The 26,285-nt window shown below is 71.5% G+C and carries 23 protein-coding genes, 1 tRNA gene and 1 pseudogene; 12 read left to right on the forward strand and 13 right to left on the reverse strand.

Annotated features, from left to right (window positions below):
- Positions 1-260 precede the first annotated feature (260 nt).
- From ACH5AF_RS30505 to ACH5AF_RS30520, 4 genes are all read left to right on the forward strand, one after another.
- The gene (locus ACH5AF_RS30505; protein WP_398906117.1) at positions 261-1,028 is read left to right on the forward strand and encodes an IclR family transcriptional regulator; all 768 of its coding nucleotides are present in this window, start codon (positions 261-263) and stop codon (positions 1,026-1,028) included.
- A gap of 232 nt (positions 1,029-1,260) precedes the next feature.
- Positions 1,261-2,052 (forward strand): MIP/aquaporin family protein, encoded by a 792-nt coding sequence (locus tag ACH5AF_RS30510; RefSeq protein ID WP_398906119.1) that lies wholly within the window; start codon positions 1,261-1,263, stop codon positions 2,050-2,052.
- A 52-nt stretch (positions 2,053-2,104) separates the two neighbouring features.
- Positions 2,105-3,631: a glycerol kinase GlpK gene (gene glpK / locus ACH5AF_RS30515; protein WP_398906121.1), complete on the forward strand. Its 1,527-nt coding sequence runs from the start codon at positions 2,105-2,107 to the stop codon at positions 3,629-3,631.
- Between the two features lie 12 nt (positions 3,632-3,643).
- Positions 3,644-5,269, forward strand: a complete 1,626-nt coding sequence (locus ACH5AF_RS30520; protein ID WP_398906233.1) for an FAD-dependent oxidoreductase — start codon at positions 3,644-3,646, stop codon at positions 5,267-5,269.
- A gap of 210 nt (positions 5,270-5,479) precedes the next feature.
- Here ACH5AF_RS30520 and ACH5AF_RS30525 read toward each other — a convergent pair whose 3' ends face one another.
- On the reverse strand, positions 5,480-6,850 hold the full coding sequence (locus ACH5AF_RS30525; RefSeq protein WP_398906123.1) for an MFS transporter: 1,371 nt from the start codon (positions 6,848-6,850) through the stop codon (positions 5,480-5,482).
- A 165-nt stretch (positions 6,851-7,015) separates the two neighbouring features.
- Here ACH5AF_RS30525 and ACH5AF_RS30530 point away from each other — a divergent pair, with 165 nt between their 5' ends.
- Entirely contained in the window at positions 7,016-7,687 is a 672-nt protein-coding gene (locus ACH5AF_RS30530) for a FadR/GntR family transcriptional regulator (RefSeq protein WP_398906235.1), read from the forward strand.
- A gap of 33 nt (positions 7,688-7,720) precedes the next feature.
- Here the strand turns inward: ACH5AF_RS30530 and ACH5AF_RS30535 are convergent.
- Positions 7,721-7,907: pseudogene (locus ACH5AF_RS30535) on the reverse strand (enolase C-terminal domain-like protein); the annotation flags it as partial.
- 245 nt (positions 7,908-8,152) lie between these two features.
- On the opposite strand from ACH5AF_RS30535, the gene ACH5AF_RS30540 reads away from it, so the two are divergent.
- On the forward strand, positions 8,153-9,187 hold the full coding sequence (locus tag ACH5AF_RS30540; RefSeq protein ID WP_398906125.1) for a PAC2 family protein: 1,035 nt from the start codon (positions 8,153-8,155) through the stop codon (positions 9,185-9,187).
- A 140-nt stretch (positions 9,188-9,327) separates the two neighbouring features.
- Here ACH5AF_RS30540 and mshC read toward each other — a convergent pair whose 3' ends face one another.
- The 4 genes from mshC to ACH5AF_RS30560 form a co-directional block, all read right to left on the reverse strand.
- A complete protein-coding gene (gene mshC / locus ACH5AF_RS30545) occupies positions 9,328-10,557 on the reverse strand; it encodes a cysteine--1-D-myo-inosityl 2-amino-2-deoxy-alpha-D-glucopyranoside ligase (protein ID WP_398906127.1) in 1,230 nt (409 codons plus the stop codon).
- A 104-nt stretch (positions 10,558-10,661) separates the two neighbouring features.
- Positions 10,662-11,489: an SCO1664 family protein gene (locus tag ACH5AF_RS30550; RefSeq protein ID WP_398906129.1), complete on the reverse strand. Its 828-nt coding sequence runs from the start codon at positions 11,487-11,489 to the stop codon at positions 10,662-10,664.
- The gene (locus tag ACH5AF_RS30555) at positions 11,453-12,043 is read right to left on the reverse strand and encodes a DUF3090 domain-containing protein (protein ID WP_215186751.1); all 591 of its coding nucleotides are present in this window, start codon (positions 12,041-12,043) and stop codon (positions 11,453-11,455) included. The genes ACH5AF_RS30550 and ACH5AF_RS30555 overlap by 37 nt, the downstream gene beginning before the upstream one ends.
- A 68-nt stretch (positions 12,044-12,111) precedes the next feature.
- A complete protein-coding gene (locus ACH5AF_RS30560) occupies positions 12,112-12,813 on the reverse strand; it encodes a histidine phosphatase family protein (protein WP_398906131.1) in 702 nt (233 codons plus the stop codon).
- A 63-nt stretch (positions 12,814-12,876) separates the two neighbouring features.
- Between ACH5AF_RS30560 and corA the strand changes: the two genes are divergently transcribed.
- On the forward strand, positions 12,877-13,869 hold the full coding sequence (gene corA, locus ACH5AF_RS30565) for a magnesium/cobalt transporter CorA (protein WP_398906133.1): 993 nt from the start codon (positions 12,877-12,879) through the stop codon (positions 13,867-13,869).
- Positions 13,870-13,953: 84 nt separating this feature from the next.
- Here corA and ACH5AF_RS30570 read toward each other — a convergent pair whose 3' ends face one another.
- The gene (locus ACH5AF_RS30570) at positions 13,954-14,739 is read right to left on the reverse strand and encodes a ferritin-like domain-containing protein (protein ID WP_398906135.1); all 786 of its coding nucleotides are present in this window, start codon (positions 14,737-14,739) and stop codon (positions 13,954-13,956) included.
- Between the two features lie 211 nt (positions 14,740-14,950).
- Entirely contained in the window at positions 14,951-16,000 is a 1,050-nt protein-coding gene (locus ACH5AF_RS30575; protein WP_398906137.1) for an LLM class F420-dependent oxidoreductase, read from the reverse strand.
- Positions 16,001-16,127: 127 nt separating this feature from the next.
- Between ACH5AF_RS30575 and ACH5AF_RS30580 the strand changes: the two genes are divergently transcribed.
- Complete coding sequence (locus ACH5AF_RS30580; RefSeq protein WP_398906138.1) at positions 16,128-17,111, forward strand: aldo/keto reductase; 984 nt, start codon at positions 16,128-16,130, stop codon at positions 17,109-17,111.
- Positions 17,112-17,647: 536 nt separating this feature from the next.
- Positions 17,648-19,987, forward strand: coding sequence for a helix-hairpin-helix domain-containing protein (locus ACH5AF_RS30585; protein ID WP_398906237.1), 2,340 nt, complete (start codon positions 17,648-17,650; stop codon positions 19,985-19,987).
- A 165-nt stretch (positions 19,988-20,152) separates the two neighbouring features.
- On the opposite strand, the gene ACH5AF_RS30590 is transcribed toward ACH5AF_RS30585, so the two are convergent.
- A complete protein-coding gene (locus ACH5AF_RS30590; RefSeq protein WP_398906140.1) occupies positions 20,153-20,812 on the reverse strand; it encodes a hypothetical protein in 660 nt (219 codons plus the stop codon).
- 47 nt (positions 20,813-20,859) lie between these two features.
- On the opposite strand from ACH5AF_RS30590, the gene ACH5AF_RS30595 reads away from it, so the two are divergent.
- Positions 20,860-21,048, forward strand: a complete 189-nt coding sequence (locus ACH5AF_RS30595; RefSeq protein WP_215186758.1) for a DUF5703 family protein — start codon at positions 20,860-20,862, stop codon at positions 21,046-21,048.
- Positions 21,049-21,131: 83 nt separating this feature from the next.
- On the opposite strand, the gene ACH5AF_RS30600 is transcribed toward ACH5AF_RS30595, so the two are convergent.
- From ACH5AF_RS30600 to ACH5AF_RS30610, 3 genes are all read right to left on the reverse strand, one after another.
- Positions 21,132-21,947 carry a chaplin family protein gene (locus ACH5AF_RS30600; protein ID WP_398906142.1) on the reverse strand — a complete coding sequence of 272 codons (816 nt, stop codon included), beginning with the start codon at positions 21,945-21,947 and terminating at the stop codon, positions 21,132-21,134.
- Between the two features lie 139 nt (positions 21,948-22,086).
- Complete coding sequence (locus tag ACH5AF_RS30605; protein ID WP_398906239.1) at positions 22,087-22,320, reverse strand: chaplin; 234 nt, start codon at positions 22,318-22,320, stop codon at positions 22,087-22,089.
- Between the two features lie 167 nt (positions 22,321-22,487).
- Positions 22,488-23,813: a M20/M25/M40 family metallo-hydrolase gene (locus ACH5AF_RS30610; protein WP_398906144.1), complete on the reverse strand. Its 1,326-nt coding sequence runs from the start codon at positions 23,811-23,813 to the stop codon at positions 22,488-22,490.
- A 184-nt stretch (positions 23,814-23,997) separates the two neighbouring features.
- On the opposite strand from ACH5AF_RS30610, the gene ACH5AF_RS30615 reads away from it, so the two are divergent.
- Positions 23,998-24,085, forward strand: a tRNA-Leu gene (locus ACH5AF_RS30615).
- A gap of 181 nt (positions 24,086-24,266) precedes the next feature.
- On the forward strand, positions 24,267-25,190 hold the full coding sequence (locus tag ACH5AF_RS30620; protein WP_398906146.1) for a pseudouridine synthase: 924 nt from the start codon (positions 24,267-24,269) through the stop codon (positions 25,188-25,190).
- Here ACH5AF_RS30620 and ACH5AF_RS30625 read toward each other — a convergent pair whose 3' ends face one another.
- On the reverse strand, positions 25,191-26,279 hold the full coding sequence (locus ACH5AF_RS30625) for an S-(hydroxymethyl)mycothiol dehydrogenase (RefSeq protein WP_398906148.1): 1,089 nt from the start codon (positions 26,277-26,279) through the stop codon (positions 25,191-25,193).
- Positions 26,280-26,285: the final 6 nt, after the last annotated feature.

Here is a 26,285-nt window from a genome sequence, read left to right on the forward strand (position 1 = left end):
CTCCCTGGGATGCGACGGCTGTCGGCTTTGCGTCCTCGGGTGGACGACGCACGCAGCCAGAGTAGCCGCGCGCCCCTTCCGGCGTGGAGGTGTCCCACGACGCGGACGAAACCGCACCATCCGGGTTTCCGTCGGTAGCTCGGTGGGAGGATACTCACTCTGCGATGACCAAGGTCGGCATGGACCGATAGTGTTCAGCATTGTCGAACCCCGCTTGCCGAACCTACTCGTCGAGCCGCAGTTGAAGAAGGGCCGATCCGATGGCGAAGAACATTCAGTCCCTGGAGCGCGCCGCGGCGATGCTGCGGCTGCTCGCGGGCGGCGAGCGCCGGCTGGGACTGTCGGACATCGCTTCCTCACTGGACCTCGCCAAGGGGACGGCCCACGGGATACTGCGCACGCTCCAGGCCGAGGGCTTCGTGGAGCAGGACACCGCCTCCGGCCGCTACCAGCTGGGGGCGGAGCTGCTGCGGCTCGGCAACAGCTACCTGGACGTGCACGAACTACGGGCCCGCGCCCTCGTCTGGACCGACGACCTCGCGCGCTCCAGCGGCGAGAGCGTGCATCTTGGCGTACTGCACAAGCACGGCGTCCTCATCGTCCACCATGTCTTCCGGCCCGACGACAGCCGCCAGGTACTGGAGGTCGGGGCCATGCAGCCGCTGCACTCCACGGCTCTGGGCAAGGTGCTCGCGGCCTACGACCCCGTGGCGCACACCGAGGCGATCGAGGTCGAGCGCAAGGCGTTCACCCCCCAGACGGTGACCGCGCTCGACGCCTTCGAGACCGTACTGGATCACACCAGGGCCCGCGGCTGGGCGGCCGACGTGGAGGAGACGTGGGAGGGCGTGGCCGCGGTGGCCGCCCCCATCCACGACCGGCGGCGCATCCCCGTCGGCGCGGTGGCCATCACGGGCGCCGTGGAGCGGGTCTGCGACGGCCCCGGGGAGCTGCGGTCCGAGCTGGTGGCCGCGGTGCGGGAGTGCGCCCGCGCCGTTTCGCGCGACCTCGGCGCCGGACGCTTCTGAGCGCCTGCGCACATCATCGGATAACGATCCGGTTTTCGGCCAACCCAGCTCTTGACGTCGTGTTAACGGGGGACAAAACTGCCGTTCACCGGTCGGCATTGTCGAACACCAAACGGCAATAAACGCTAGAGTGTGACAACGCCAGGCCGGAAAACGCCCTCACCTGAGGGCGCGGACCACCGGAGGGACCCGGGGTTCGCCTTCCCCTGGACGAAGGACAAAGGAGTCGCGGGTGTCCAACTCCGACATCTTCATCGGCGAGATCATCGGTACCGCCGTACTCATCCTGCTCGGTGGCGGCGTTGTCGCCGCCGTCGTACTCAAGCGCTCGAAGGCGCAGAACGCCGGCTGGCTGGCCATCACCTTCGGGTGGGGATTCGCGGTCATGACCGCGGTCTACATGACGGGTGCCCTGTCCGGCGCCCACCTCAACCCGGCCGTCACCCTCGGCATCGCGATCAAGGACAACGACTGGGGCAACGTCCCGGTCTACATAGCCGGACAACTGCTCGGCGCCATGATCGGTGCCGCGCTGGTCTGGATCGCCTACTACGGCCAGTTCCAGGCGCACCTGACCGACCCCGAGATCGTGGGCGACCCGGCCGAGAAGGCCATCGAGGGGCCGCACGACGGGAGCGCCGCCAAGGCCGGCCCGGTCCTCGGCGTCTTCTCCACCGGCCCCGAGGTCCGCAGCGTCTGGCAGAACCTCGCCACCGAGATCATCGGCACGGTCGTGCTGGTCCTGGCCGTGCTCACCCAGGGCCTCAACAACAGCGGCGAGGGCCTCGGCCCGATCGGCGGACTGATCGTCGCCCTCGCGGTCGTCGGTATCGGTCTCTCGCTCGGCGGCCCCACCGGCTACGCCATCAACCCCGCCCGCGACCTGGGCCCGCGCATCGTGCACGCCCTGCTCCCGCTCCCGAACAAGGGCGGCTCCGACTGGGGCTACGCCTGGATCCCCGTCGCCGGTCCCCTGATCGGTGCGGCAATCGCCGCGGGTATCTACAACATCGCGTTCGCGTGAGCCGGATCAGCAGCACGAGCCGTATTCCCCGAGACCTGAGCAGGAGCACACCGTGACCGACGCACACACCACCGGCCCGTTCATCGCGGCCATCGACCAGGGCACCACCTCCAGCCGCTGCATCGTCTTCGACAAGGACGGGCGCATCGTCTCCGTCGACCAGAAGGAGCACGAGCAGATCTTCCCGAAGCCGGGCTGGGTGGAGCACGACGCCGCCGAGATCTGGGCCAACGTCCAGGAGGTCGTGGCCGGAGCCATCGACAAGGCCGGCATCACCTCCGCCGACGTCAAGGCCATCGGCATCACCAACCAGCGCGAGACGACGCTGCTGTGGGACAAGAACACCGGCGAGCCCGTCCACAACGCCATCGTCTGGCAGGACACCCGCACCGACGCCCTGTGCAAGGACCTCGGCCGCAACGTGGGCCAGGACCGCTTCCGCCGTGAGACCGGCCTGCCGCTGGCCTCGTACTTCGCCGGACCGAAAGCCCGCTGGCTGCTCGACAACGTCGAGGGGCTGCGGGAGCGCGCCGAGCGCGGCGAGATCCTCTTCGGCACCATGGACTCCTGGGTCATCTGGAACCTGACGGGTGGAGTCGACGGCGGTGTGCACGTCACCGACGTCACCAACGCCTCCCGCACCATGCTGATGAACCTGCACACCATGGAGTGGGACGAGAAGATCCTTCAGTCCATGGAGGTGCCGGCGGCGATCCTGCCGGAGATCCGCTCCTCCGCCGAGGTCTACGGCCTCGCCAAGGGCGGCGCACTGGACGGCATCCCGGTCGCCTCCGCGCTGGGCGACCAGCAGGCGGCCCTGTTCGGCCAGACCTGCTTCTCGCAGGGCGAGGCCAAGTCCACGTACGGCACCGGCACCTTCATGCTGATGAACACCGGTAACGAGCCCGTCAACTCCTACAACGGCCTGCTGACCACCGTCGGATACCGCATCGGCGACCAGGAGGCGGTGTACGCCCTGGAGGGTTCGATCGCCGTCACCGGTTCGCTGGTGCAGTGGATGCGCGACCAGATGGGCCTGATCAACTCCGCCGCCGAGATCGAGACCCTCGCCTCCTCGGTCGAGGACAACGGCGGCGCCTACTTCGTGCCGGCCTTCTCCGGTCTGTTCGCCCCGTACTGGCGCTCCGACGCCCGCGGTGTGATCGCCGGCCTGACCCGGTACGTCACCAAGGCGCACATCGCGCGCGCCGTTCTCGAGGCCACCGCCTGGCAGACCCGTGAGATCACCGACGCCATGACGAAGGACTCCGGCGTCGAGCTCACCGCGCTCAAGGTCGACGGCGGCATGACCTCCAACAACCTGCTGATGCAGACCCTCTCGGACTTCCTGGACGCCCCCGTGGTGCGCCCGATGGTCGCCGAGACGACCTGCCTCGGCGCCGCCTACGCCGCCGGCCTGGCCGTCGGCTTCTGGCCGGACACCGACGCGCTGCGCGCCAACTGGCGCAGGGCCGCCGAGTGGACCCCCCGCATGGACGCTGACAAGCGTGACAGCGAGTACAAGAGCTGGCTCAAGGCCGTGGAGCGGACCATGGGCTGGCTCGACGAGGAAAACTGACGAGGAGCAATGATGACCACCCTGCAGAGCGTCCCTGACCACGGGACGCACCCGGCCTCCGGCTCGACGGTGTCCTCCTTCAAGGCAGCGAGCCGCGCCGAGACCCGGGAGCAGCTCTCCACGGCGACGTACGACCTCCTGGTGATCGGCGGCGGCATCCTGGGCATCTCCACCGCCTGGCATGCGGCGCAGTCCGGGCTGCGGGTGGCTCTGGTGGACGCCGGCGACTTCGCCGGCGCCACCTCCTCCGCCTCGTCCAAGCTGCTCCACGGCGGTCTGCGCTACCTGCAGACCGGCGCGGTGAAGCTGGTCGCGGAGAACCACTTCGAGCGGCGTGCGGTCTCCCGCCAGGTGGCGCCGCACCTGGCGAACCCGCTCACCTTCTACCTGCCCGTCTACAAGGGCGGCCCGCACGGTGCCGCCAAGCTCGGGGCCGGCGTCTTCGCCTACTCCGCGCTCTCCGCGTTCGGTGACGGCGTCGGCCACCTGCTCAGCCCGGCGAAGGCCGCGGCCGACGTGCCCGAGCTGCGCACCGACAATCTCAAGGCCGTCGCGGTCTACGGCGACGACCAGATGAACGACGCGCGCATGGCGCTGATGACGGTCCGTGCGGCCGTCGAGGCCGGGGCGACCGTCATCAACCACGCCGAGGTCACCGGGCTGCGCTTCACCCGCGGCCGGGTCACCGGCGCGGAGCTCAAGGACCGTACCAACGGCACCGAGTTCGGCGTCGACGCCCGCCTGGTACTCAACGCGACCGGTCCGTGGGTCGACCACCTGCGCCGGATGGAGGACCCGAACGCGGCTCCCTCCATCCGTCTGTCGAAGGGCGCGCACCTGGTTCTCAAGCGCACCTCCCCGTGGAAGGCCGCGCTCGCCACTCCGATCGACAAGTACCGCATCACGTTCGCCCTGCCCTGGGAGGACATGCTGCTGCTCGGTACGACGGACGAGGAGTTCGAGGGCGACCCGGCGGACGTCGCGGTCAACGAGAAGGACATCACCCAGATCCTGGACGAGGCCGCGTTCTCGATCCGCGACCAGCAGCTGTCGCGCGATCTGATCACGTACTCCTTCGCCGGTCTGCGCGTCCTGCCCGGCGGTCCCGGCGACACCTCCAAGGCCAAGCGGGAGACCGTCGTCACCGAGGGCAGCGGCGGCATGCTGTCGGTGGCCGGCGGCAAGTGGACGACCTTCCGCCACATCGGCCGCACGGTGATGAACAAGCTGGCCGAGCTGCCGGGACGGCCGCTCGCGGAGGACATGGAGCCGATCGCACAGCTGCCGAAGAAGCTGCCGCTGCCCGGTATCGCCAACCCGAACGCCGTGGCGCACCGTCTCCTGGTGGACGGCGGTACGCCCGGCCCGCGCATGGCGGCCGACACCGCCCGCCACCTCGCCACGCACTACGGCTCGCTGTCGTTCGACATAGCCCGTATGGCGAGCGAGGACCCGGCGCTGGCCGAGCGCATCCACCCGGACGCCCCGGAGATCTGGGCGCAGGTCGTGTACGCGCGCGACCACGAGTGGGCCGAGACGGCGGACGACGTGCTGCGCCGCCGTACGACGCTGACGATCCGGGGACTCGCGACGGACGAGATCCGCGGAAGGGTCGAGGACGTGCTCGGCAAGAAGTAGCCACACGGCACATGTGGGGGGGGGGGCCCCCGGGGGGGGCCCCCCCCCCCCCGGGGCGCGGTTTTTTTAGACACCCGTGTGGCCCGGGGGTGGCCCGGGGGCCCGGGGGCCCCCCGCCCGCGGCGGACGGCGCGCGCCGGTTCGGCCAAATCTTCCCCCCCCGGCAATTTGTGGGGGGCCCCCACGGCCGGGCCCCCGCCCCTGCCGCTGTCAGGAGTTGAGTTCCTCCAGCGTTCTGCCCTTGGTCTCGACGGCGAGCAGGGCGACGACCGCCCCCACCGCCGCAACAGCGGCGAAGTGCCCGAAGATCAGGCTCAGGCTGCCGCCCGCGGCAAGGACCGCTCCCACGGTGACCGGGCCGAGGATGACCCCGAGGCGGTTCCACAGACCGCCGAACGCGGCGCCCTTGGCACGGTTGCGGGTCGGGTAGAGCTCGGGCGAGTACAGGTAGAGCCCGGTGTTGACCGCGTACAGGAAGAAGGTCGTGCCCGACGCGAAGAGCGCGACCTGGGAGCCGGAGCCGCCGCCGGCCAGGGCCAGCCTCCCGAGGACGACCATGCTGCCGCCCAGCCCGGCGACGAGGGCCGGTCTGCGCCCCGTCCGGTCGACCACCAGCGCGACGAGGAGCGTGCCGAGCAGTCCGGTGACGTTGCTCAGCAGGGTGTAGCCGAGCGCGGTGGACAGATCGAGGCCGAATTTCTGGGTGTAGAGGGACGGCAGCCAGGTGGAGATGCCGTGGTTGACGTAGTACGCGACGAACCAGAGCACGGAGACGACCGCCGTCCGGCGCAGGTAGCGGCCCGCGAAGAGTTCACGAAGGCGCCCCTGCGAGGTCTCCTCGGCCCGCACGGCGAGCACCGGGGCGGGCAGCGGCTCCCGCGTGGCCTGAACGACCTCGGCCTCGATGCGAGCCATGGCCTCCTCCGCCTCCTCCACACGGCCCCGGGCGAGCAGCCAGCGCGGGGACTCGGCCACGTACCGCGGCAGCAGTGCGGCGAACAGGACGGGCATGGTGCCGATGACGAACATCGCGCGCCAGCCGAGATGGGGCACCACCCACACGGCGACGAGGGTGGCCGTCGCCAGGCCGGCCGGGAAGACGACCTCGTACAGGAGCACGAACCGGCCGCGCCTGTCGGAGCGTGCGATCTCGTTGATGTACGTGGCGGCCACGGGGACGACGCCGCCGATGCCGATGCCCTGGACGAAGCGGAACAGCGAGAAGGTCTCGACGCCGCCGGTGAAGGCGACGGCCAGTGAGGCGAGACCCGTCACGGCGACTCCGAGGGCGACCGTGCGCACCCGCCCGATCCGGTCGCCGAGCCAGCCGGCCACGAGCGCGCCGAGGAGCATGCCGACCGAGGACGCGGTCAGCGCGACGGTGGCCTGCCCCGTCGTCAGGTGCCACTCGCTCCTCAGGGCGGGGAGGGCGGAGGCGGCCAGCAGTTGGTCGAACGCCTCGAAGAACGTGACGGCTCCGATCAGGAACCGGACTTTGACGTGCCAGCGCGAGTGAGGAAGTCGCTCCAGCCGCGCGGCTGTCGAGGAGGAGGGGGCAGGCGCGGCGGCCACAGTCGTCATGAGGTTTCCTTCCCCCGAGGGTGAGGCGCGGGGCAGGGAGGCAGTGGACTTCGTCAGCTTCTGGCAACGGCCCTGCCGACCGGCGGACCGGGCGGGAGAAGACCGTGTCCAAGGATGGTTGCAGGCGGCATGATCGGTCTATGCATCGGATGTATGGAGGTCGCCGTGGCGGTCACCGACGAGGCCATCCAGAAGATCAAGGGGATGATCGTCTCCGGTGCGCTGCGCCCGGGCGACCGGCTCCCCAAGGAGAGCGAGCTGGCCGCGGAGCTGGGCCTGTCGCGGAACTCACTGCGCGAGGCGGTGCGGGCGCTCTCCCTGCTCCGCATCCTCGACGTGCGACAGGGCGATGGCACCTATGTGACGAGCCTCGACCCGCAACTGCTCCTGGAGCCACTGACCTTCGTCGCCGACTTCCACCAGGACGACACGGTGCTGGAGTTCCTCGCGGTGCGGCGCATTCTGGAGCCGGCGGCCACGGCGATGGCGGCGGCGCGGATCGGCGAGGCCGAACTGGGCGCCCTGGTCGATCAGTTGGACGCGCTGGGGCCGCAACCGCCGGTGGAGGAACTGGCCGCGGCGGACCTGGAGTTCCACCGCGGCATCGCCAAGTCCTCGGGGAACTCGGTGCTGTACTCCCTGCTGGACGGCCTGGCCGGCCCCGCGACCCTTGCCCGCATCTGGCGCGGCCTGACCCAGAAGGACGCGGTGAGCCGCACGCTCCACGAACACCGGGCGATCCTGTCGGCCCTGCGGGACCGCGACGCGGAGGCGGCGCGGTCGTGGGCGACGGTGCATGTGGCGAGCGTGGAGCAGCGGCTGCGGTCGACGCTGTAGCGCGCTTCTCCGGCCGGGGGCCGGCCCCCCTGTGTTCTCGTTGACGCCCGCGACGCGGGCCGCGTCGACCTGCACGGGGTCGACGGCCCCGGCCTGCACGAGCTGATCGAAGACGACACGGCTGGGGACGTGTTCGCCGGTGGCGACCTTGCCGGGCCGGCCCGCGTACGGCGGCGTGGCCGAGCTCGTCGTCCGGGCTGGTCGGCTCCTTGATCCGGTGCCCCATGCGAGAACATCGGACCTCTCCTGGACATCGGATGCATGGCGCCGCCATGACGACACAGCCCGACGTCGGTGCAGGATTTTCCGCGTACAGCTCGGATGAATGAGCGGTCCAGCCGTTCGCATGCTTGGCATGTGCCCCTTGCCGAGAAGTTCACCCGGGCGTGCAAGGGGGCTGCGGCCGGGCACCCGGTAAGCCGTAAGGTTGGGACGTACTAAAGGGAACTTCGGAAGGAGGCCTGGGTGATCGAGCTCGAGGGGGTACCCGAGCTGATCGACCCGGTCATGGTGGCCGCGTTCGAGGGCTGGAACGACGCCGGCGACGCCGCCTCCACCGCGGTCGCTCACCTGGACCGGGAATGGAAGGGCGAGGTGTTCGCGGCGCTCGACGCCGAGGACTACTACGACTTCCAGGTCAACCGGCCCACGGTGTGGCTGGACAGCGGTGTACGGAAGATCACCTGGCCCACCACCCGGCTCTCCGTGGTCCGCATCGGTGGCGACAAGCCGCGCGACCTGGTCCTGGTCCGGGGCATCGAACCGTCCATGCGCTGGCGTTCGTTCTGCAACGAGATCCTGGGCTTCGCCCACGAGCTCGGCGTCGAGATGGTCGTGATCCTCGGCGCGCTGCTCGGTGACACCCCGCACACGCGGCCGGTCCCTGTCAGCGGCATCACTTCCGACCCGGAGCTGGCGCGGACGATGGACCTGGAGGAGACGCGCTACGAAGGTCCGACCGGCATCGTGGGCATCCTCCAGGAGGCGTGCACCCACGCCGGGGTCCCGGCGGTGAGCCTGTGGGCCGCGGTCCCGCACTACGTGTCCCAGCCGCCCAATCCCAAGGCCACGCTGGCGCTGCTGAACCGCCTGGAGGACCTGATCGACCTGCGCATCCCCCTGGGCGAACTCCCCGAGGACGCACGGGCCTGGCAGTTGGGCGTGGACCAACTGGCCGCCGAGGACAGCGAGGTGGCCGAGTACGTGCAGACGCTGGAGGAGGCGCGGGACACCGCCGAGCTGCCCGAGGCGTCCGGCGAGGCCATCGCCCGTGAGTTCGAGCGCTATCTCCGGCGGCGCGACGGCGGCCCTGGCTCCGGCTCCGGCCACGCCACCGACGGGGGCGAGGGCAGCTCGTACCTGCGCGACACCTCCAGCGGGCGTACCCGCCCACCGGCGCCGCCCCGCTCGGAGCCGGGCCCTGCGGAGCCCGGTGCCGAGCCGCCGGAGGCGGACCGTGAGGACGACGGCGGCGAGGCGACGGGGTCGTCCGAGGACTGAGCGAGGGACACGCACGGCGGGGTGGCACCGGGCCGGTGCCACCCCGCCGTGCGTTGCGCCGCTCGGCCCGGTCGACAGCCGTCGTACTTCGGTGTCGTCCACCGTTAGCCGGTGGAGCCGGGCCGCCCGGCCGAGGGGCCCTACAGCGCGACGCCCAGCAGAGCGTCGACAGCGCGGGACGCCAGCCCGGGAGCGCCTTCGTCCGTGCCGCCCTCGGACTGCTGGCGTGCGGCCCAGCGGTCCACCGCGGCCAGCGCGGCGGGGGCGTCGAGGTCGTTCGCGAGCGCCTCGCGGATCTCCTCGACCAGGGTGTCCGCGGACGGGCCGTCGGGCCGCGAGACGGCCGCGCGCCAGCGCCCGAGCCGCTCGACCGCGTCCCGCAGCACGCTGTCCGTCCACTCCCAGTCGGCCCGGTAGTGGCGCGAGAGCAGGGCGAGCCGGATCGCGGCGGGATCGACGCCGTCACGGCGCAGCGCGGAGACGAAGACGAGGTTGCCCTTGGATTTGGACATCTTCTCGCCGTGGAGGGCGACCATGCCCGCATGGACGTAGGCCTTGGCGAAGGGGTGCTCGCCGGTGAGCACCTGCGCGTGTGAGGCGCCCATCTCGTGGTGCGGGAAGGCGAGGTCGGAGCCGCCGCCCTGCACGTCGAAGCCCATGCCGAGGTGGTCCAGGGCGATGGCCACGCACTCGATGTGCCAGCCGGGCCTGCCGAGACCGAGACTGGCGCCGTCCCAGCTGGGCTCGCCCTCGCGGGCGGCCATCCACAGCATCGGGTCGAGGGGGTTCTTCTTGCCCGGGCGGTCCGGGTCGCCACCGCGCTCCGCGGACAGCAGGCGCATCGCCTCGGCGTCGAGGCGGGAGACCTCGCCGAAGTGCGGGTCCGCCTCCACGGAGAAGTAGATGTCGCCTTCGAGTTCATAGGCGGCGCCGGCGTCCCTGAGCCGTTCCACCAGCGGAACGATGCCCGGTATCGCCTCGACGGCACCGATGTAGTGCTGCGGGGGGAGCATCCGCAGCGCGGTCATGTCCTCGCGGAACAGCGCCGTTTCGCGCTCGGCGAGCTCGGTCCAGTCGTGCCCGTCGCGGATCGCGCGCTCGAGCAGCGGATCGTCGACGTCCGTCACGTTCTGGACGTAGTGAACCTGCCGCTTGGTGTCGAGCCACACGCGCTGCACAAGGTCGAACGCGTTGTAGGTCGCCGCGTGACCCAGGTGGGTCGCGTCGTACGGCGTGATGCCGCAGACGTAGATACGGGCGACGGGACCGGGGTCAAGGGTCACCAGACCGTCGGTCGCGGTGTCGTGGATCCGGAGGTCGCGGCCCTTGCCGGGCAGGGCGGGGACCTCAGAAGCGGGCCAGGCATGCATGCCACGAGCCTAACCGGACGCATGTTCCGCATACGAACCGGATCACTGCTCTTGACCGGTTGGGCACTCTTGCGATCGAACGCGAGGTATGCCTGCCGGGGCTTCTACACCGGCGGCCAGGGAATCGCAGGCCACTCGCCCGACGGCACGGGATGGGTCCCGGAGGTCAGCAGGGCCGCCACACGGTCCCGTACGGCGGCGACCTCGTCGGGAGTGAGCAATTCGGCCAGACGAGCAGCGAGCGCCGCACCGTCCACGAGCGCGGCGGCCACCGACGCGAGCGCCCGGGTCGCCTCCTCGGGCAGCGGCTCCCCCGCCCAGCCCCACAGGAGCGTCCGCAGCTTGTCCTCGGCGTTGAACGTGACACCGTGGTCGATGGCGTACAGCGCCCCGTCGGCCGTGGGCAGCAGATGGCCGCCCTTGCGGTCACCGTTGTTGATCACCGCGTCGAGCACGGCAAGACGGCGCAGCCGCTCGTCGTCGGCGTGGACGAGCAGGGCCGTGCGCCCTTCGCCGACGTCGGCGAAGCCGACCGCCTTCCAGCCCTCGCCCGGCTCCTCGTCCTCGACGAGCGCGAGCAGCGCTGCCTCGGGGTCGGCCTCGATCCACAGCTGGACCATGCCCTGGCCGTAGGGCCCGTCACGGAGCACGGTGGGCGGCACCAGCCCCCAGCCGGTGGCTTCGGAGAGCTCGTACGCCGCCACTTCGCGCTGGGCGAGGGTGCCGTCGGGGAAGTCCCACAGCGGGCGCTCGCCGGCGATCGGCTTGTAGACGCAGTGGATCTCGTCGCCCTCGTACGCCACGGAGCAGAAGAGCACCGCGTTGGACGCCTCGCGCACCTGGCCGCGGATGGTGAGCTCACCCTTCGTCAGGAGCGTGAGCATGTCGCCCGCGCTCACGCGCCCCGTCGGTATCCGTTCTGGCGCGGGCATACGTGTCCTTCCGGATCGAGCGGCAGACTGCACAGCGGGCACGGCGGGCGGCCTGCGTTCACCACGTCCAGCGCACGCTTGGCGAACGCCCTGGCCTGGGCACCGGTGAGCCGGACGCGCAGCATCGGGGGGCCGTTCTCCTCGTCCTGGAGCAGCCGCTCCTCGGCCTCCGCGAGGTCCTCCTCGGAGTCCGCGTCCAGCTCGACCAGCGCCTGCGCCTCAACGATCATGCGCTGTTCCTCGCCGTCCCACGCCAGCGCCATCGTGCCGACGCGGAACTCCTCCTCGACCGGGATGTCGAGCGGCGCGGTGTCGGCGACGTCCGCAGGGGCCATGGCCGGCACGGGCGCGTTTCCCCCGGTGCGGCGCACCACCTCGTCCAGGAGCTCGTCGATCCGCTCGGCCAGCGCGGCGACCTGGGTCTTCTCCAGAGCGACGCTGGTGACGCGCCCTGCGGCGGAAGCCTGCAGGAAGAACGTACGGCGTCCAGGCAGCCCGACCGTGCCGGCCACGAAACGCTCCGGCGGGTCGTAGAGGAACACCTGACGGGACACGTCCTGTCTCCCTTGGGATCGGTCTTCGGATCGGTCTTTCGGCCCGTCCACCCTACTGCTCCACGCGATCACGGTGCGCCCGCGCCGCCCCCGACGACCGCGCGCCCGCTCTCCTCGCTCTCCTCCTCCCCGCTCGCCCGCGGCACGAGGGAGCCGAAGTCCCCTGTGTCGCCGAGGCGCAGCAGGAAAGGACGGGTTCGGGTGTAGCGGATCGCGGTGAGCGAGCACGGCTCCACATGGATCCGCTGGAAGAGGTCGAGATGCATGCCGAGGGCGTCGGCGACCAGGGACTTGATGATGTCCCCGTGCGAGCACATCGCGTAGACGGCGCTTTCGCCGTGCTCCTGCTCGATGCGTGCGTTCCACTCGCGGACGGCGTCGACAGCGCGGGCCTGCATGGCGCGCATGGACTCACCGCCGGGGAAGGCCGCGGCGGACGGGTGCTGCTGCACGACCTCCATCAGTGGCTCGTCGGTGAGTTCGGCGAGTTTGCGGCCGGACCAGTCGCCGTAGTCGCACTCGCCGATCCGGGGGTCGGTCTCCAGTGTCAGCGTGGGCCGCGCGGCGAGCAGTGGCTGCAGCGTCTCGCGGCAGCGCTCCAGCGGGCTGGAGACGGCGGCGGCGAGCGGTACCCCGGCGAGGCGGGCCGGCAGCTGGGCGGCCTGGGCGAAGCCGCGTTCGTCGAGGTGGACGCCGGGCGTCCGGCCGGCGAGCACCCCGGCGGTGTTGGCGGTGGAACGTCCGTGGCGTACGAGGATGAGCGTGGCCATGTCGGCAAGACTACGGCCGTCCCGCGCCGTACCGGGGTGTGCCCGGGGCGTGGGCAGGGAAGAATGCGCGCCGTGATTGTGGACTGCGCCATTTACCGTGACGGACGCCGCACCGAGGGTCCGGCGGACTTCTCCGACGCCCTGGACGAGGCGCGGGCCACCGGCGACGCCTTTTTGTGGATCGGTCTGCACGAGCCGACCGCGGACGAGTTCGGCCATGTCGCCGACGAGTTCTCGCTGCATCCGCTGGCCGTGGAGGACGCGCTCAAAGCACATCAGCGGCCGAAGCTGGAGGTGTACGACGACTCACTGTTCGTGGTGCTGAAGCCGGTGGTCTACGAGCCGGAGAGCGATGCCGTCAGCACCGGTGAACTGATGGTGTTCATAGGGGACTCGTTCGTGGTCACGGTCCGCCACGGTGAGGGCGCCCCGCTGCGCACCGTACGCGAACGGCTGGAGGCGGAGCCCGCCGTCCTGCGGCACGGACCGACCGCGGTGCTCTACGCGATCAGCGACGCGGTCGTCGACCACTACATCGACGTGGCCGCCGAGTTGCAGGTGGACCTGGAGGAGATGGAGGCGGAGGTCTTCGCGCCCGGCGGCAAGGACGCCAAGAACACGGCGGCGCGGATCTACACCTTCAAGCGCCAGGTGCTGGAGTTCCGCAGGGCGGCCGGTCCGCTGGCGGCACCGATGGCCCGGCTGGCGGGAGCCGGTGTGCCCTTCGTCCATGAGCAGGCGCAGCCGTTCTTCCGGGACGTCAGCGACCATCTCACCCGGGCGAACGAGCAGGTGGAGGGGTTGGATCGGCTGCTGTCGGACATCCTGTCCGCCCACCTCGCGCAGATGGGAGTGCGGCAGAACGACGACATGCGCAAGATCTCCGCGTGGGCGGCGATGGCGGCGGTCCCGACGATGGTCGCGGGGATCTACGGAATGAACTTCGACCACATGCCGGAGCTCCACTGGGTGTGGGGGTACCCGGCGGTCGTGCTGCTGATGGCGGCCGCGGTCATCGGGCTGCACCGGCTGTTCAAGCACCGGGGCTGGTTGTAGGACCGGGCGCGGCGGCCTGTCGGACGGTGCGGGCGGGGCGCCCCACCTCAGTCCTCACCCGGCAGGCGCGGGGGTGGGCGGGCCTCAGATCGCAGGCGCGGGGGTGGGCGGACCGTCGAGTACGCCGCGCCGCTCCGGCATCGTGAGCGAGACCATGCGGCGCCAGCCGCCGAGCCGCTCGTAGGCGTACATCCCCTGGATGCCTGCGGCGAGCGCCGCGGACTTGGCCTTCGGCCACCCCAGGAGCCGGCCCATGTGGCGCATCACCGCCAGGCTGACGTCGCGGTAGACCTTGATCTCACGGAGTGAGCTCTCCCGCAGCACGCGCTGGATCAGGCGTCCGTGTCCTGCCGCGGCAAGGCGGAGCAACTCCTCGTGGCAGTAGGCCAGATGATTGTTCTCGTCGGCGGAGATCATCCTGATGGCCTTGCCGACCTCGGGGTGGTCGGCGAAGTGCTTGAGGAGCATGATCATCTGGTCGGAGGCTCGCTGCTCGGTGACCCTGCTGTGCGAGAGGTAGACGATGATGTCCTCATCGGTGAGCGGCTCGTCGCGACGCAGCTTGTCGTGGGCGAGGCCGATGCCCTGCTTCTCCAGGCGCATGGTGTAGTCCGTCTCGGGCGGGACCGGGACGGGCTCGAGCTGCCGCTTCTTGAGCAGCGCGTGGAAGATGCGGCCGTGCTTGTCCTCGTCCGCGCCGTGCCGGGTGATCTTGGGCGTCAGGTGGCGCATGCTCTCCGGGACGAGGGCGGCGATGCGGGCGTTCTCCCAGCCGCCCTGGGTCTCGCCGCTGGCCGCGATGGAGCAGAACAGCCGGTAGGCGTCATCGCTGTCGATGATTTCCTGAAAAATACTCCGGGCCGAGAGCATGTCTGTGCCACCTCCGTGACAGGCATCCGCAAAGAACGAGTCAAAGACGGGACGCCGGAGGTGGCAACAGGTGGCGCACCCGACTGGTCCGAACGGACGACACGGCACGAGGCCCCAAGGGAGTAACCGCCGCGCGGGTCGCGCGTTGTACCGCGTGACGGCCGTGGCGGGGAAGACCCCCGAGCCCCCACCACGGCCGCAGACCTCCTCGTCAGGCGGCGCCGGACAGCTCCAGGGCCTCAGTGCCGGCGCGCAACGCGGCGATCCGCTCGTCGAGCGTGAAGCCGGCGGGGGACAGGGTGAGGGTGGTGACGCCGGCCGCGGCGTAGGCGGCCATCCGGTCGGCGATCCGCTCGACGGACCCGAGCAGCGCCGTCTGGTCGATCAACTGGTGCGGCACCGCCGCGGCCGCGCCCGCCTTGTCGCCGGACAGGTACTTGTCCTGGATCTCGGCGGCTTCCTTCTCGTAGCCCATGCGCTGGGCGAGCTGGTTGTAGAAGTTCTGCTTCCGGCTGCCCATGCCGCCGACGTACAGCGCGGTGTACGGGCGGAACATGTCGGCGAGTCCGGTGACGTCGTCGCCGATCGCGAGCGGCAGTGTCGGACAGACGTCGAAGCCGTCCATCGTCCTGCCGGCCTTCTCCCGGCCCGCGCGGAGGTGCTTGAGCGCTGTCTCCTCGAGATGGTCCGCGGAGGGGAAGATCAGCAGGGCGCCGTCGGCGATCTCGCCCGTCTGCTCAAGGTTCTTGGGGCCGATCGCCGCGATGTACACCGGGATGTGCTCACGCTGCGGGTGGACGGTGAGCTTGATCGGCTTGCCCGGACCGTCGGGGAGCGGGAGCGTCCAGTGCTCGCCCTCGTACGTCAGACGCTCGCGGGCCATCGCCTTGCGGACGATCTCGACGTACTCGCGCGTGCGGGCGAGGGGCTTGTCGAACTTGACGCCGTACCAGCCCTCCGAGACCTGCGGCCCGGACACGCCGAGGCCGAGGCGGAAACGGCCGCCGGACAGCGAGTCCAGGGTCGCGGCGGTCATCGCGGTCATGGCGGGCTGGCGGGCCGGGATCTGGAGGATCGCGGAACCGACGTCGATGCGCTCGGTCTGGGCGGCGACCCAGCTGAGCACGGTGGGGGCGTCGGAGCCGTACGCCTCCGCCGCCCAGCAGACGTCGTAGCCGAGCCTGTCGGCCTCCTGCGCGACGGCGAGGTTGTCACTGTCCATCCCCGCACCCCAGTAGCCGAGGTTGATGCCGAGCCGCATAACCGCTCCCTCTTACTGATCAGTAATGCCTGTTCCCGGGACTCTAACGCGGGTACTTGGGATCCGGCAGAGGACGTTGTCCACAGGCTCTCTCGGCGTGGGCCCGTGGCCACTAATCTCAGCGCCCATGGAGCAGAGGCATCTCGGCCGCACCGGCCTGCGCGTGTCCCGCATCGGACTCGGCACCCTGACGTGGGGCAGGGACACCGACGAGCACGACGCCGCCGACCTGTTGAAGGTCTTCTGGGAAGCGGGCGGGACACTCGTCGACACGGCCGATGTGTACGGCGGCGGGGACGCGGAGTATCTCCTGGGCCGGCTGGTGGAGCGGCTCGTGCCGCGCCGGGAGCTGGTCATAGCCACGAAAGCGGGCAGCGTGCCCGACCCGGACCGGCGCTTCGACGGATCGCGCGGGCATCTCATGGCCGCGCTCGACGCGTCGCTGGAGCGGCTCGGGACGGAATACGTGGACCTCTGGCAGGTCCACGCCTTCGACCCGGGAACACCGCTGGACGAGACACTCCAGGCGCTCGACATCGCGGTCGCGAGCGGTCGGGCGCGGTATGCGGGCGTGTCGAACTTCTGCGGCTGGCAGCTGGCCAAGGCGGCGACCTGGCAGATGTCGGTGCCCGGCGTGCGGACGCGGCTGGCGAGCACACAGATGGAGTACTCGCTGCTGCAGCGCGGAGTGGAGCGGGAAGTGCTGCCGGCGGCGCTGGACCTCGGCGTGGGGCTGCTGCCGTCCTCCCCGCTGGGGCGGGGTGTGCTCACCGGCAAGTACCGCACGGCCACGCCCGCCGACTCCCGTGGCGCGTCGCAGCACATGGCACCGTTCGTGGAGCCGTACCTCGACGAGGCGGCGAGCCGCATCGTGGACGCGGTGGCGACGGCGGCCGACGGTCTGGCGGCGACGCCGCTGGAGGTGGCGCTGGCGTGGGTGCGGGACAGGCCGGGCGTGGTGGCCCCCATCGTGGGCGCGCGCACCGCGCAGCAGCTCACGGCGGCGTTGTCGGTGGAGGCGCTTAGTCTTCCTGACGAGATCTGCCAGGCGCTGGACGACGTGTCGGCGCCCGTGCACCGCTATCCCGACCAGGACTGGAGCACGCTGTGACCGCGCCCACACCGGGGACGCCCCCCGGCTCCCCACCCGCCGCCCCACCCGCCGACGCCGCGGGCCCGCACCCCTCGGTCCCGGCGGACGGCTCGGCGCACGCGCGTGAGGCCAAGGGTCCGGCGCGCGGGACGTCCACGGCGAGCGACGACGCCGCTGGGGCGCAGGCCCCTGGCGCGACGGGTGGGCCGGCGGCGGCCACCGGCGGCGCCGGGGGGATGGAGATCGCAGCCCCCGTCACGGCGGATGCCAGCCGCGGGGTGGACGGCGCGGCCGCCGAAGGGGCACAGGCCCCTGACTCGGCGGATGGCGACCACGAGGTGGACTACGACGACCACGGCCCGGTGGAGGGTTCGGCGCACGAGCGCGACGTGCAAGGCCCGGCGGGCGAGGGTCCTCCGGCGGACGGCGGACGCGGGGCGGACGGCGCGGCCGCCGACCCGGCGACCGCCGCGGGTGGCGTCGGTGGTGCGGGTGGCGCGGGCGCGCCGACACGTGGCTCGGCAGCCGCCACTGACGGCGCCGGGGGACCGGAGATCGCAGACCCCGTCACGGCGGATGCCAGCCGCGGGGTGGACGGCGCGGCCGCCGACGCGACGGGCGCGGCAACCGGCTACGACCACGGCTCGGCGGAGGGTTCGGCGCAAGCGGATGACTCTCAGGGCCCGGCCGGCGAGCCGCAGGAGCCGGAGGGCCCTCCGGCGGACGGCGGCCACAGCGCCGCAGGCGGGACGGGCGACGACACCGAACGGGCACAAGGCCCTGACCCGGCGGACGGCGGCCACGAAGTGGACGACGCAACCGCCGAAGGCGACACGGGCGGCGACGACCACGGACCGGCGGAGGGTTCGGCGCACGAGCGCGACGCCCAGGGCCCGCCGGGCGCCGCAGCCGGCGACGAGAGCGAGGGCGCCGTCGGCGACGCGGCAGCGGTCGCAGACGGGCGGGACGGGGCCACCCCCGAGAGCAGTGAGGCCGAGGCCGAGATCGCCGCGCAGCGGGAGCTGCGGGCGCGGATCGAGCAGCGGAAGTCCGAGCGGGGCGGGCCCATCGAGAGCGGGGCCAAGCTCAGTGGGAAGGCGGCGGACCTTCTCGCCGCCGTGCGCGCCGTGGAGAGCGGCGACGCCCAGGGGTCGGCGTTCTTCGACGCGGCGCCGCCCGAGCCCCGGCGGCCCGCACCGGCGGCCGCGCCCCCCGCCCCCGTACGGGCCCCGGCGCGCGCGCCGGAGGTCTCGCCCGAGACCGTGGCCGCGGTGCGGGCGGTGCTCGCCAGGGGCGGTGCGCCCGAGGCCCGCGCCGGTCAGGTCGCCGAGGTTCTCGGCGAGTCCGCCGCGGATCTGCTCGCGGACGACCCCTGGCAGCTGCTGTCCGTGCCGGGCGTCCGGCCCGAGCAGGCGGACGGCTTCGCGCGGGCCCTGTTCGGCGACGAGTGCGGACCCGCGGACGAGCGGCGTACGTCGGCGCTCGTGAGCTGGCTGCTGGAGCGGGCAGCGCTCCAGGGACACACCGCCCAGGACGCATCCGCTGTGCGCGCCGCGCTGGCCGAGTGGAAGGTCCCGGATCCCGACGAGGCCGTCCAGCAGGCCGTCGCCGACGGAGCCGTACTGGTCTTCCAGGAGGGCGTGGCCGAGGAGGAGGCCACGGAGCCGGTGACCGTGCTTCTCGGGCTCGACCGGTACGCCATGGCCGAGGAGAGCCTGGCCGACGGGCTGGCCCGGCTCGTCAGGACCGGCCCCGCCGACGACTGGGAGGGCCCCGAGCTGGTCCGGGCGGCGGGTGCGCACGGGCTCGTCGTGCACACCGGCGGCGAGGCGGCCCGCGCCGAGCCGGTCGCTCTTGCGGCACGGGCTCGCGAGATGGGTCTGCGCGCGGTCGTGGCCACGCACTCCGAGAACGGCAGCCGCAGACTCGGGGCCGAAGCGGGTGCCGTCACGGTTGCGGCGCTGCTCTCGGGCGTGGCCGGGCCCGGCCGGGACGATGGCGGCGCTCTGGCGCTCGATGTCCTGGTCGTCCTCGACGCGCCGCAGCTCGATGTGGAGACTGCCGCGATGCTGGTCGAGTCGATGCCCGACGGCAGCCGCCTCGTGCTCAGCGGTGACCCCGCGGTGCTGGGGTCGGCAGGTGCGGGTCGGGTGTTCGGGGACGTCATGGCCGCCCGGGTGTGTCCGCAGATCGCCTCGCGGAGGCCCGACCCGGGTCCGCTCGGCGAGCTGGTGTCCGGTATCGGCGCAGGCGAGCTGGCCCAGGTGCCGGCGCCGGACAGGGAGATCGTCATCGTCCCGGTGCGGGACGCGGGCGAGGCCGTCCACCGCACCGTGCAGCTCGTCGCCGACTCGGTGCCGCGGGCGATCGGCGTACCGGCCGAACAGACCCAGGTGATCACCGTCGGGCACGGCGGCTCGGCGGGCACCCGCGCGCTCAACGCGGCGCTCAAGCAGCGGCTGAACCCTGGCCCCGGCCGGTTCGGCGGCTTCGACCCGGGCGACCGTGTCGCCTATGCCCCGGCACTCGGCCGGACGCTGACCGGCACCGTGGTCTCGGCGGACACGGAGGGTCTGCAGCTGGACTGCGAGGGCACCAGCACGGTCGTGCCCAGGGAGCGGGTCGAGTCGGCGGTCCGCCACGGCTGGGCCCTCACGGCGCACCAGGCCGCCGGCATGCGCTGGCCGGCCGTGGTCGTGGTGCTGCCGGGGGACGCGGCGCAGGTGCTGAGCCGGCCGTGGGTGTACACCGCGTTCGGGCGCGCCGAGCGCCATCTGTCCGTGGTGCACGGCGTCGACCAGGCGCTCGCCCGTGCCGTGGGAGAGGCGCCGGGTACGGAGCGCACCACCCGGCTGCGCTCGCTGCTGGAGGGGCTGCTGGCGCCCGCGCCGTAGGAACGGCTACGGCCCTGGACGACGCGATGGCATCGTCCAGGGCCGTATCGGCCTGCCAGAGCCTCATCGCTCGGCCCAGCAGCGTCAGTGCGGGCGCAGGGGCGTCGGCCGGGCGGCGGCGCGAAGCCGCGCAGCTTCGGGCGACCGGCGCCCGGACCGCCGCCGTCACGACTCCTCGTCGAGGTCCTCCAGCTCCTCCGCGAGATCCTCCTCGTCGAAGACCGAGCTGACATCGAAGCGGCAGACGACCCGCTCGGGGTCGGCCTGGTCGAAGGGGGCGCTGAGCCACTCCCCCGGTTCGGGCAGTTCGTCCGCGGCGGACACCCAAAGTGTGGAGTCCCCCTCCGCAAGGCCGAACTCCTTGTGCCGAGAGGCGATCTCGTCCGGTTCGAACTCCCCGAAGAGCACGCCGAGCGCCGCATGCACGCTCGCGCCGACGTTCGGCGCGTTCTCGGGCCGGTCCGCCGCGTCGGGGTCGAGATCGGCGATGCGCTGTGCCTGGGCGAGCAGCCGCTGCGACTCGACCACGGCGTAGTCGCGCCGGATCAGCACGCTGACGGCGTTCGGCTGCTCAGGGCCCGCGTACGGCGGCAGTGAGTCGTCCGCCCCCGGGATCTCGAACGGTGTCACCTCGTCGTAGCGGTCGTAGAGCCGCTCGTCATACGCCTCCGCCGCCGCAGCGAGCGCGTTGAAGGCGTCGTAGACGGCCGGGTCGTCCTCTCCCGTGCGGTTCTCGACCGCCTCGAGGTGGCGGTCCAGCGCGGCTTTGACCGCCTCTGCGGCGGCACGTACCTCGGCAGCGGTGGGCTGCGCAGCATCAGACATAGTGCAGACGCTATCCGTACCGGGCCGCTGCACGCACAATAGATGCGATGCCGGAATACGAATTTGTCGACGTGTACGTCCCGCGCGGGGTCTCCCGCAAGGACGCGACCCGTCTGCTGACCGACCATGCCGAGTACGGACACTGGGAGTTGGACCGACTGACGCTGCACCGGGACGGAAGCCGCCGCGTGCGGTTGCGTCGGCGCATCATCCGCCAGGTACGCGCCACCTGGTGAGCTCGCACGCCGAGCTCACCGGGAAAGAAGCGGGCCCCCGATCGCGAGGGCCCGCTCCTTCCATGCACCGGAGCTGTGCCGGCTTATGCCGCCGCTCGCGCGCGGCGGTAGAGCAGGGCACCGCCGAGCAGCAGGCCGGCCCCGGTCGGCGCGAGCAGGCCGAGCGCGTCGACTCCGGTCTCCGCCAGCTCGCCGCCCGTGGACGGTGTGACGGTCTGCGCACCGGGGGTGTTCGAGTCCGGGGTCTGCGGAGTGTTCCGGCTATCCGGCGTCTCGGGCGTGCTGGGGGTGCCGGGCACCGTGGGGGTCTCCGGGGTCCCCGGGTTGGTCGGAGTGCCGGGGGTGTCCGGAGTCCCCGGGTTGTCCGGGGTTCCCGGGTTGTCGGGGGTCCCCGGGTTGTCGGGGGTCCCCGGGTTGTCCGGAGTATCAGGGTTGTCCGGAGTATCGGGCGTCGTCGATCCGCCCGTCCCGTTCCCGCAGCCATTGCCCAACGACGGGTTGAGCAGCCCACCGATGGTGACGCTGTTCCCGCAGGCGTTGACGGGAAGGTCGACCGGCGCCTGGACCTGGTTGCCCGAGGCCACACCGGGAGAGTTGCTCGCGCCGCCTTCGGCTTGCGAGCCGCCCGCTTGGCCGGCCGACCCGGAGCCCGACCCGGACACGTTGGTGCACTTGTTGCCCATGGAGGGATTGAGGAGTCCGATGACGTCCACGGTGTTCCCGCAGAGGTTCACCGGGGCGTGCACGGGTGCCTGCACCGAATTCCCGGACAGAATGCCGGGCGAATTCGAAGCCGCACCGGTGGCGCCTGATTCCGCTTGTGCGTAGCCCCCGCCGAGCGCGAGCACGCCGCCCGCCGCCGCCACGGTGATCAGGCCTTTACGCGTGACCTGTCGCATGTCTTGATGCCCTGCCTTCCAGCTTTCAGGAATGCCCCGGCGTGTTTCCCCGGGGTGGAAGCATCGGGCGGCTCCGGAGTGCGTGCGCACTCGGGAGCCGCCCGGATCAAACCCGGACCTCGCAGGTCGGGTCAGAACGTCACGCGTTGGCGCAGGTGTTGCCGAAGGCGGGGTTCAGCAGCCCGATGACGTCGACCGTGTTGCCGCACAGGTTCAACGGCACGTGGACGGGCGCCTGGACGACGTTGCCCGAGAGCACGCCCGGGGAGTCGGTGGCAGTGCCCAGGGTGCCGGCGTCGGCCATGGCCACCCCCGCACCCGCCAGCACCAGACCACCGGTGGCAGCCGCAGCAGCGACGACCTTCTTGATCATCATTCCTCCTTGTTGGCAAATACGATCCCAGCCGCGGACCGCATCACCTGTAACGAGGAGGGAGCAGGGGGGCTACGAGCCGAAACCCCCATTCACTCTTTCCGGTCAGGAGTGCACATGCTGACGATTAATGGCACCGTCCCTCGATCGACCCGGTTCCCGCGCATTCAGCAGTGGTCGAGGAATCGGTCGAGCACACGGACGCCGAACTTCAGGCCGTCGACGGGAACCCGTTCGTCGACCCCGTGGAACATGCCCGCGAAGTCCAGCTCCGGCGGCAGCTTCAGCGGCGCGAAGCCGAAGCAGCGGATGCCGAGGTCGTCGAAGGACTTGGCGTCGGTGCCGCCGGAGAGCATGTACGGCACGGCACGGGCGATCGGGTCCTCGGCCTTGAGTGCCACCTGCATGGCGTCCACGAGGGCGCCGTCGAAGCTGGTCTCCAGCGCCTTGTCGCCGTGGACGTCCTCGCGCCGGACCCGGGGGCCGAGCAGCCGGTCCAGGTCGGCGAGGAACTCCTCCTCGTAGCCGGGCAGGAAGCGCCCGTCGACGTGAGCGGTCGCCTGGCCGGGGATGACGTTCACCTTGTAGCCGGCGCCGAGCATGGTGGGGGCGGCCGAGTTGCGCAGGGTGGCGCCGACCATCTTGGCGATGCCGCCGAGCTTCGCGAGCGTGGCGTCCATGTCCTCCGGGTCGAGCGGGGTGCCGAGCGCGTCGGACAACTCGTCGAGGAAGCTGCGGACGGTCTTGGTCATCCTGACCGGCCACTGGTGGCGGCCGAGCCGGCCGACGGCCTCGCAGAGTTCGGTGATGGCGTTGTCGTTGTTGGTCATCGAGCCGTGTCCCGCCGTGCCCTCGACGGTCAGGCGCATCCAGTGCATGCCCTTCTGCGCCGTCTCGACCAGGTAGAGGCGCAGATTCTCGTTGACGGTGAAGGAGAAGCCGCCGACCTCGCCGATGGCCTCGGTGACGCCCTCGAACAGGCCGGGATGCTTGTCGACCAGGTGGCGGGCGCCGTACGTGCCGCCGGCCTCCTCGTCGGCGAGGAACGCCAGCACGATGTCGCGCGGCGGCTTGCGACCGCTGCGCAGCCTGTCGCGGACGACCGCCAGCGTCATGGCGTCCATGTCCTTCATGTCCACCGCGCCCCGGCCCCAGACGCAGCCGTCGGCGATCTCGCCCGAGAACGGATGGTGCGTCCAGTCGGTGGCGTTGGCGGGGACGACGTCGGTGTGTCCGTGGATGAGCAGCGCAGGCCGGGACGGGTCCTCCCCCTCGATGCGGGCCACGGTGGAGGCCCTGCCCTTGTGCGACTCGAAGATCTGCGGCTCCAGGCCGACCTCGGCGAGCTTCTCGGCGACGTACTCCGCCGCGGCGCGCTCACCGGGTCCCGAGTGGTCGCCGTAGTTGCTGGTGTCGATCCGGATCAGCTCACGACAGAGGTCGACGACCTCGTCCTCACCAGAGACGGCCCGGCCCGTGTTGGACTCGCTCACGCTGATTCCTCCCACTGTCGCTGCTGCTGGTCCGTCCTCATCCTCCCGCCCCGTTGCTCATTGCCCAAGGGCGGCTACGGACGTCATGGGGCGTTCACAGGGCCAGGGGTGTGATCGAGGGGGGCCGAATGTTTGCTATGGTTTTCCACGTCGGAACGGCCCAGGGCCGAGAGACAGACACCTTGTCCGGGTGGCGGAATGGCAGACGCGCTAGCTTGAGGTGCTAGTGCCCTTTATCGGGCGTGGGGGTTCAAGTCCCCCCTCGGACACCAGCAAGATCCCCACGGTCCGCCGTGGGGATCTTTGTTTCCCGCTCCGCCGCGGGATCTCCCGAGTGCCGCGGGATCTCCCGAGTGCCGCGGGATCTCCCGAGTGCCGCGGGATCTCACGGGTGCCGTGGTGCCAGGTCGGCGGGGCGGCACCGCAGGCGGTGCGTGGGCATACAGTCTCTCGGTGAGACGCAGACACAAGGCCCCGCCGTCGCCGCTGCCGCAGCGCGACGGCATCGACCCGGTGCGGCTGCGGCTGCCCGCCGATCCGGACGGGCTGTGGGCCACCGTGCGGGACCATCTCGTGGAGCGGTACGCGAACGCCATCGGCGCCGAGCAGGTCGACGCCATGCTCGACCAGGGCCGTATCGTCTCGGCGGACGGCCCCGTCACGGCCGACGAGCCCTACGAGGCCGGGCGGTATCTGTTCTTCCACCGGGATTTCGCCGCCGAGGAACGGGTCCCCTTCGAGGTCGGCATCGTGCACCGCGACGAACGCATCGTGATCGCCGACAAGCCGCACTTCCTCGCCACGGTCCCGCGCGGCAGCCACATCACCGAGACCGCGCTGGCCCGGCTGCGCAGGGAGCTGGGGCTGCCCGAGCTCCAGCCCGCGCACCGGCTCGACCGGCTGACCGCGGGGCTGGTGCTGTTCGTCGTGCGGCCCGGGGACCGCGGCGCCTACCAGGCGCTGTTCCGGGACCGGCGGGTGCGCAAGGAGTACGAGGCGATCGCGCCGTACGACCCGGGGGTCGCCCTGCCCCGCACCGTACGCAGCCGGATCGAGAAGGAACGCGGGGTGATCGCCGCCCGGGAGGTGCCGGGCGAGCCGAACAGCGAGAGCCGGATCGAGCTGATGGAGGTGCGCGGCACGCTCGGCCGGTACCGGCTGCTGCCGGCCACCGGCCGCACGCATCAACTGCGGGTCCACATGAATGCCCTGGGCCTGCCCCTCCTGTACGACCCGGTCTATCCACAGGTGCTGCGCCCGGGGCCCGAGGACTACTCCCGGCCGCTTCAGCTCCTCGCCCGCAGCCTGGAGTTCACCGATCCGGTGACGGGTGAGCCGTGCCGTTTCGAGAGCGGGCTGCGGCTGTCAGCCTGGTGATCACAGCAGGACGACCGAACGCAGGACATCGCCCTCATGCATCCGGGCGAAGGCCGCCTCGACGTCGCCGATGCCGATGGTCTCGGTGACGAACGCCCCGAGGTCGATGCGGCCCTGCTGGTGCAGGTCGATGAGCATGGGAAAGTCCCGGGAGGGCAGGCAGTCGCCGTACCAGGACGACTTGAGGGCGCCGCCGCGGCCGAAGACGTCCAGCAGGGGCAGTTCCAGCATCATGTCGGGGGTGGGCACGCCGACGAGGACGACCGTGCCGGCCAGGTCACGGGCGTAGAAGGCCTGCCGGTACGTCTCCGGGCGGCCGACGGCCTCGATCACGACATCCGCGCCAAAACCGCCGGTGAGTTCGCGGATCGCCTCGACCGGGTCCGTGGAGCGGGAGTTGACGGTGTGGGTGGCGCCCATCGTCCGCGCGGTCTCCAGCTTGCGGTCGTCGATGTCGACCGCGATGATCTTCGCCGCGCCCGCGAGCCGTGCGCCCACGACTGCCGCGTCACCGACGCCGCCGCAGCCGATGACGGCGACCGTGTCGCCGCGGCCGACCGCGCCGGTGTTGACGGCCGCGCCGATGCCCGCCATGACGCCGCAGCCGAGCAGTCCGGCCACGGCCGGGGACACGGCGGCGTCGACCTTGGTGCACTGGCCGGCGGCGACGAGGGTCTTCTCGGCGAAGGCGCCGATGCCCAGGGCGGGGGACAGTTCGGTGCCGGAGGCGGTGAGCGTCATCCGCTGCCCGGCGTTGTGCGTGTCGAAGCAGTACCAGGGCCTGCCGCGCAGGCATGCACGGCACCGGCCGCACACGGCCCGCCAGTTGAGGATCACGAAGTCGCCCGGCGCGACATCGGTGACACCGTCGCCGACCGACTCGATGACTCCGGCCGCCTCGTGGCCGAGCAGGAAGGGGAACTCGTCGTTGATCCCGCCCTGCTTGTAGTGCAGATCGGTGTGGCAGACGCCGCATGCCTGCACCTTCACGACCGCCTCGCCCGGCCCCGGGTCGGGGACGGTGATCGTCTCGACCCGCACCGGCTCGTTCTTCCCGGGTGCGATCACGCCTTGCACCTGCTGGGGCATCGCTGG

The sequence above is a fragment of the Streptomyces sp. NPDC018833 genome (genome assembly GCF_044390825.1).
Taxonomy (GTDB): Bacteria; Actinomycetota; Actinomycetes; order Streptomycetales; family Streptomycetaceae; genus Streptomyces.

Bases quoted from the DNA above. Each gene is read 5' to 3' on its own strand.
- ACH5AF_RS30570 (WP_398906135.1), bottom strand. From the start codon at position 14,739: ATGCTCTCGGCCCGGAGTATTTTTCAGGAAATCATCGACAGCGATGAC.
- ACH5AF_RS30575 (WP_398906137.1), bottom strand. From the start codon at position 16,000: ATGCGGCTCGGCATCAACCTCGGCTACTGGGGTGCGGGGATGGACAGT.
- mshC (WP_398906127.1), bottom strand. From the start codon at position 10,557: ATGCATGCCTGGCCCGCTTCTGAGGTCCCCGCCCTGCCCGGCAAGGGC.
- ACH5AF_RS30560 (WP_398906131.1), bottom strand. From the start codon at position 12,813: ATGGCCACGCTCATCCTCGTACGCCACGGACGTTCCACCGCCAACACC.
- ACH5AF_RS30625 (WP_398906148.1), bottom strand. From the start codon at position 26,279: ATGCCCCAGCAGGTGCAAGGCGTGATCGCACCCGGGAAGAACGAGCCG.
- ACH5AF_RS30590 (WP_398906140.1), bottom strand. From the start codon at position 20,812: ATGTCTGATGCTGCGCAGCCCACCGCTGCCGAGGTACGTGCCGCCGCA.
- corA (WP_398906133.1), top strand. From the start codon at position 12,877: ATGCGCGCCGTGATTGTGGACTGCGCCATTTACCGTGACGGACGCCGC.
- ACH5AF_RS30580 (WP_398906138.1), top strand. From the start codon at position 16,128: ATGGAGCAGAGGCATCTCGGCCGCACCGGCCTGCGCGTGTCCCGCATC.
- ACH5AF_RS30550 (WP_398906129.1), bottom strand. From the start codon at position 11,489: ATGCCCGCGCCAGAACGGATACCGACGGGGCGCGTGAGCGCGGGCGAC.
- ACH5AF_RS30505 (WP_398906117.1), top strand. From the start codon at position 261: ATGGCGAAGAACATTCAGTCCCTGGAGCGCGCCGCGGCGATGCTGCGG.
- ACH5AF_RS30595 (WP_215186758.1), top strand. From the start codon at position 20,860: ATGCCGGAATACGAATTTGTCGACGTGTACGTCCCGCGCGGGGTCTCC.
- ACH5AF_RS30525 (WP_398906123.1), bottom strand. From the start codon at position 6,850: ATGACGACTGTGGCCGCCGCGCCTGCCCCCTCCTCCTCGACAGCCGCG.
- ACH5AF_RS30605 (WP_398906239.1), bottom strand. From the start codon at position 22,320: ATGATCAAGAAGGTCGTCGCTGCTGCGGCTGCCACCGGTGGTCTGGTG.
- ACH5AF_RS30520 (WP_398906233.1), top strand. From the start codon at position 3,644: ATGACCACCCTGCAGAGCGTCCCTGACCACGGGACGCACCCGGCCTCC.
- ACH5AF_RS30600 (WP_398906142.1), bottom strand. From the start codon at position 21,947: ATGCGACAGGTCACGCGTAAAGGCCTGATCACCGTGGCGGCGGCGGGC.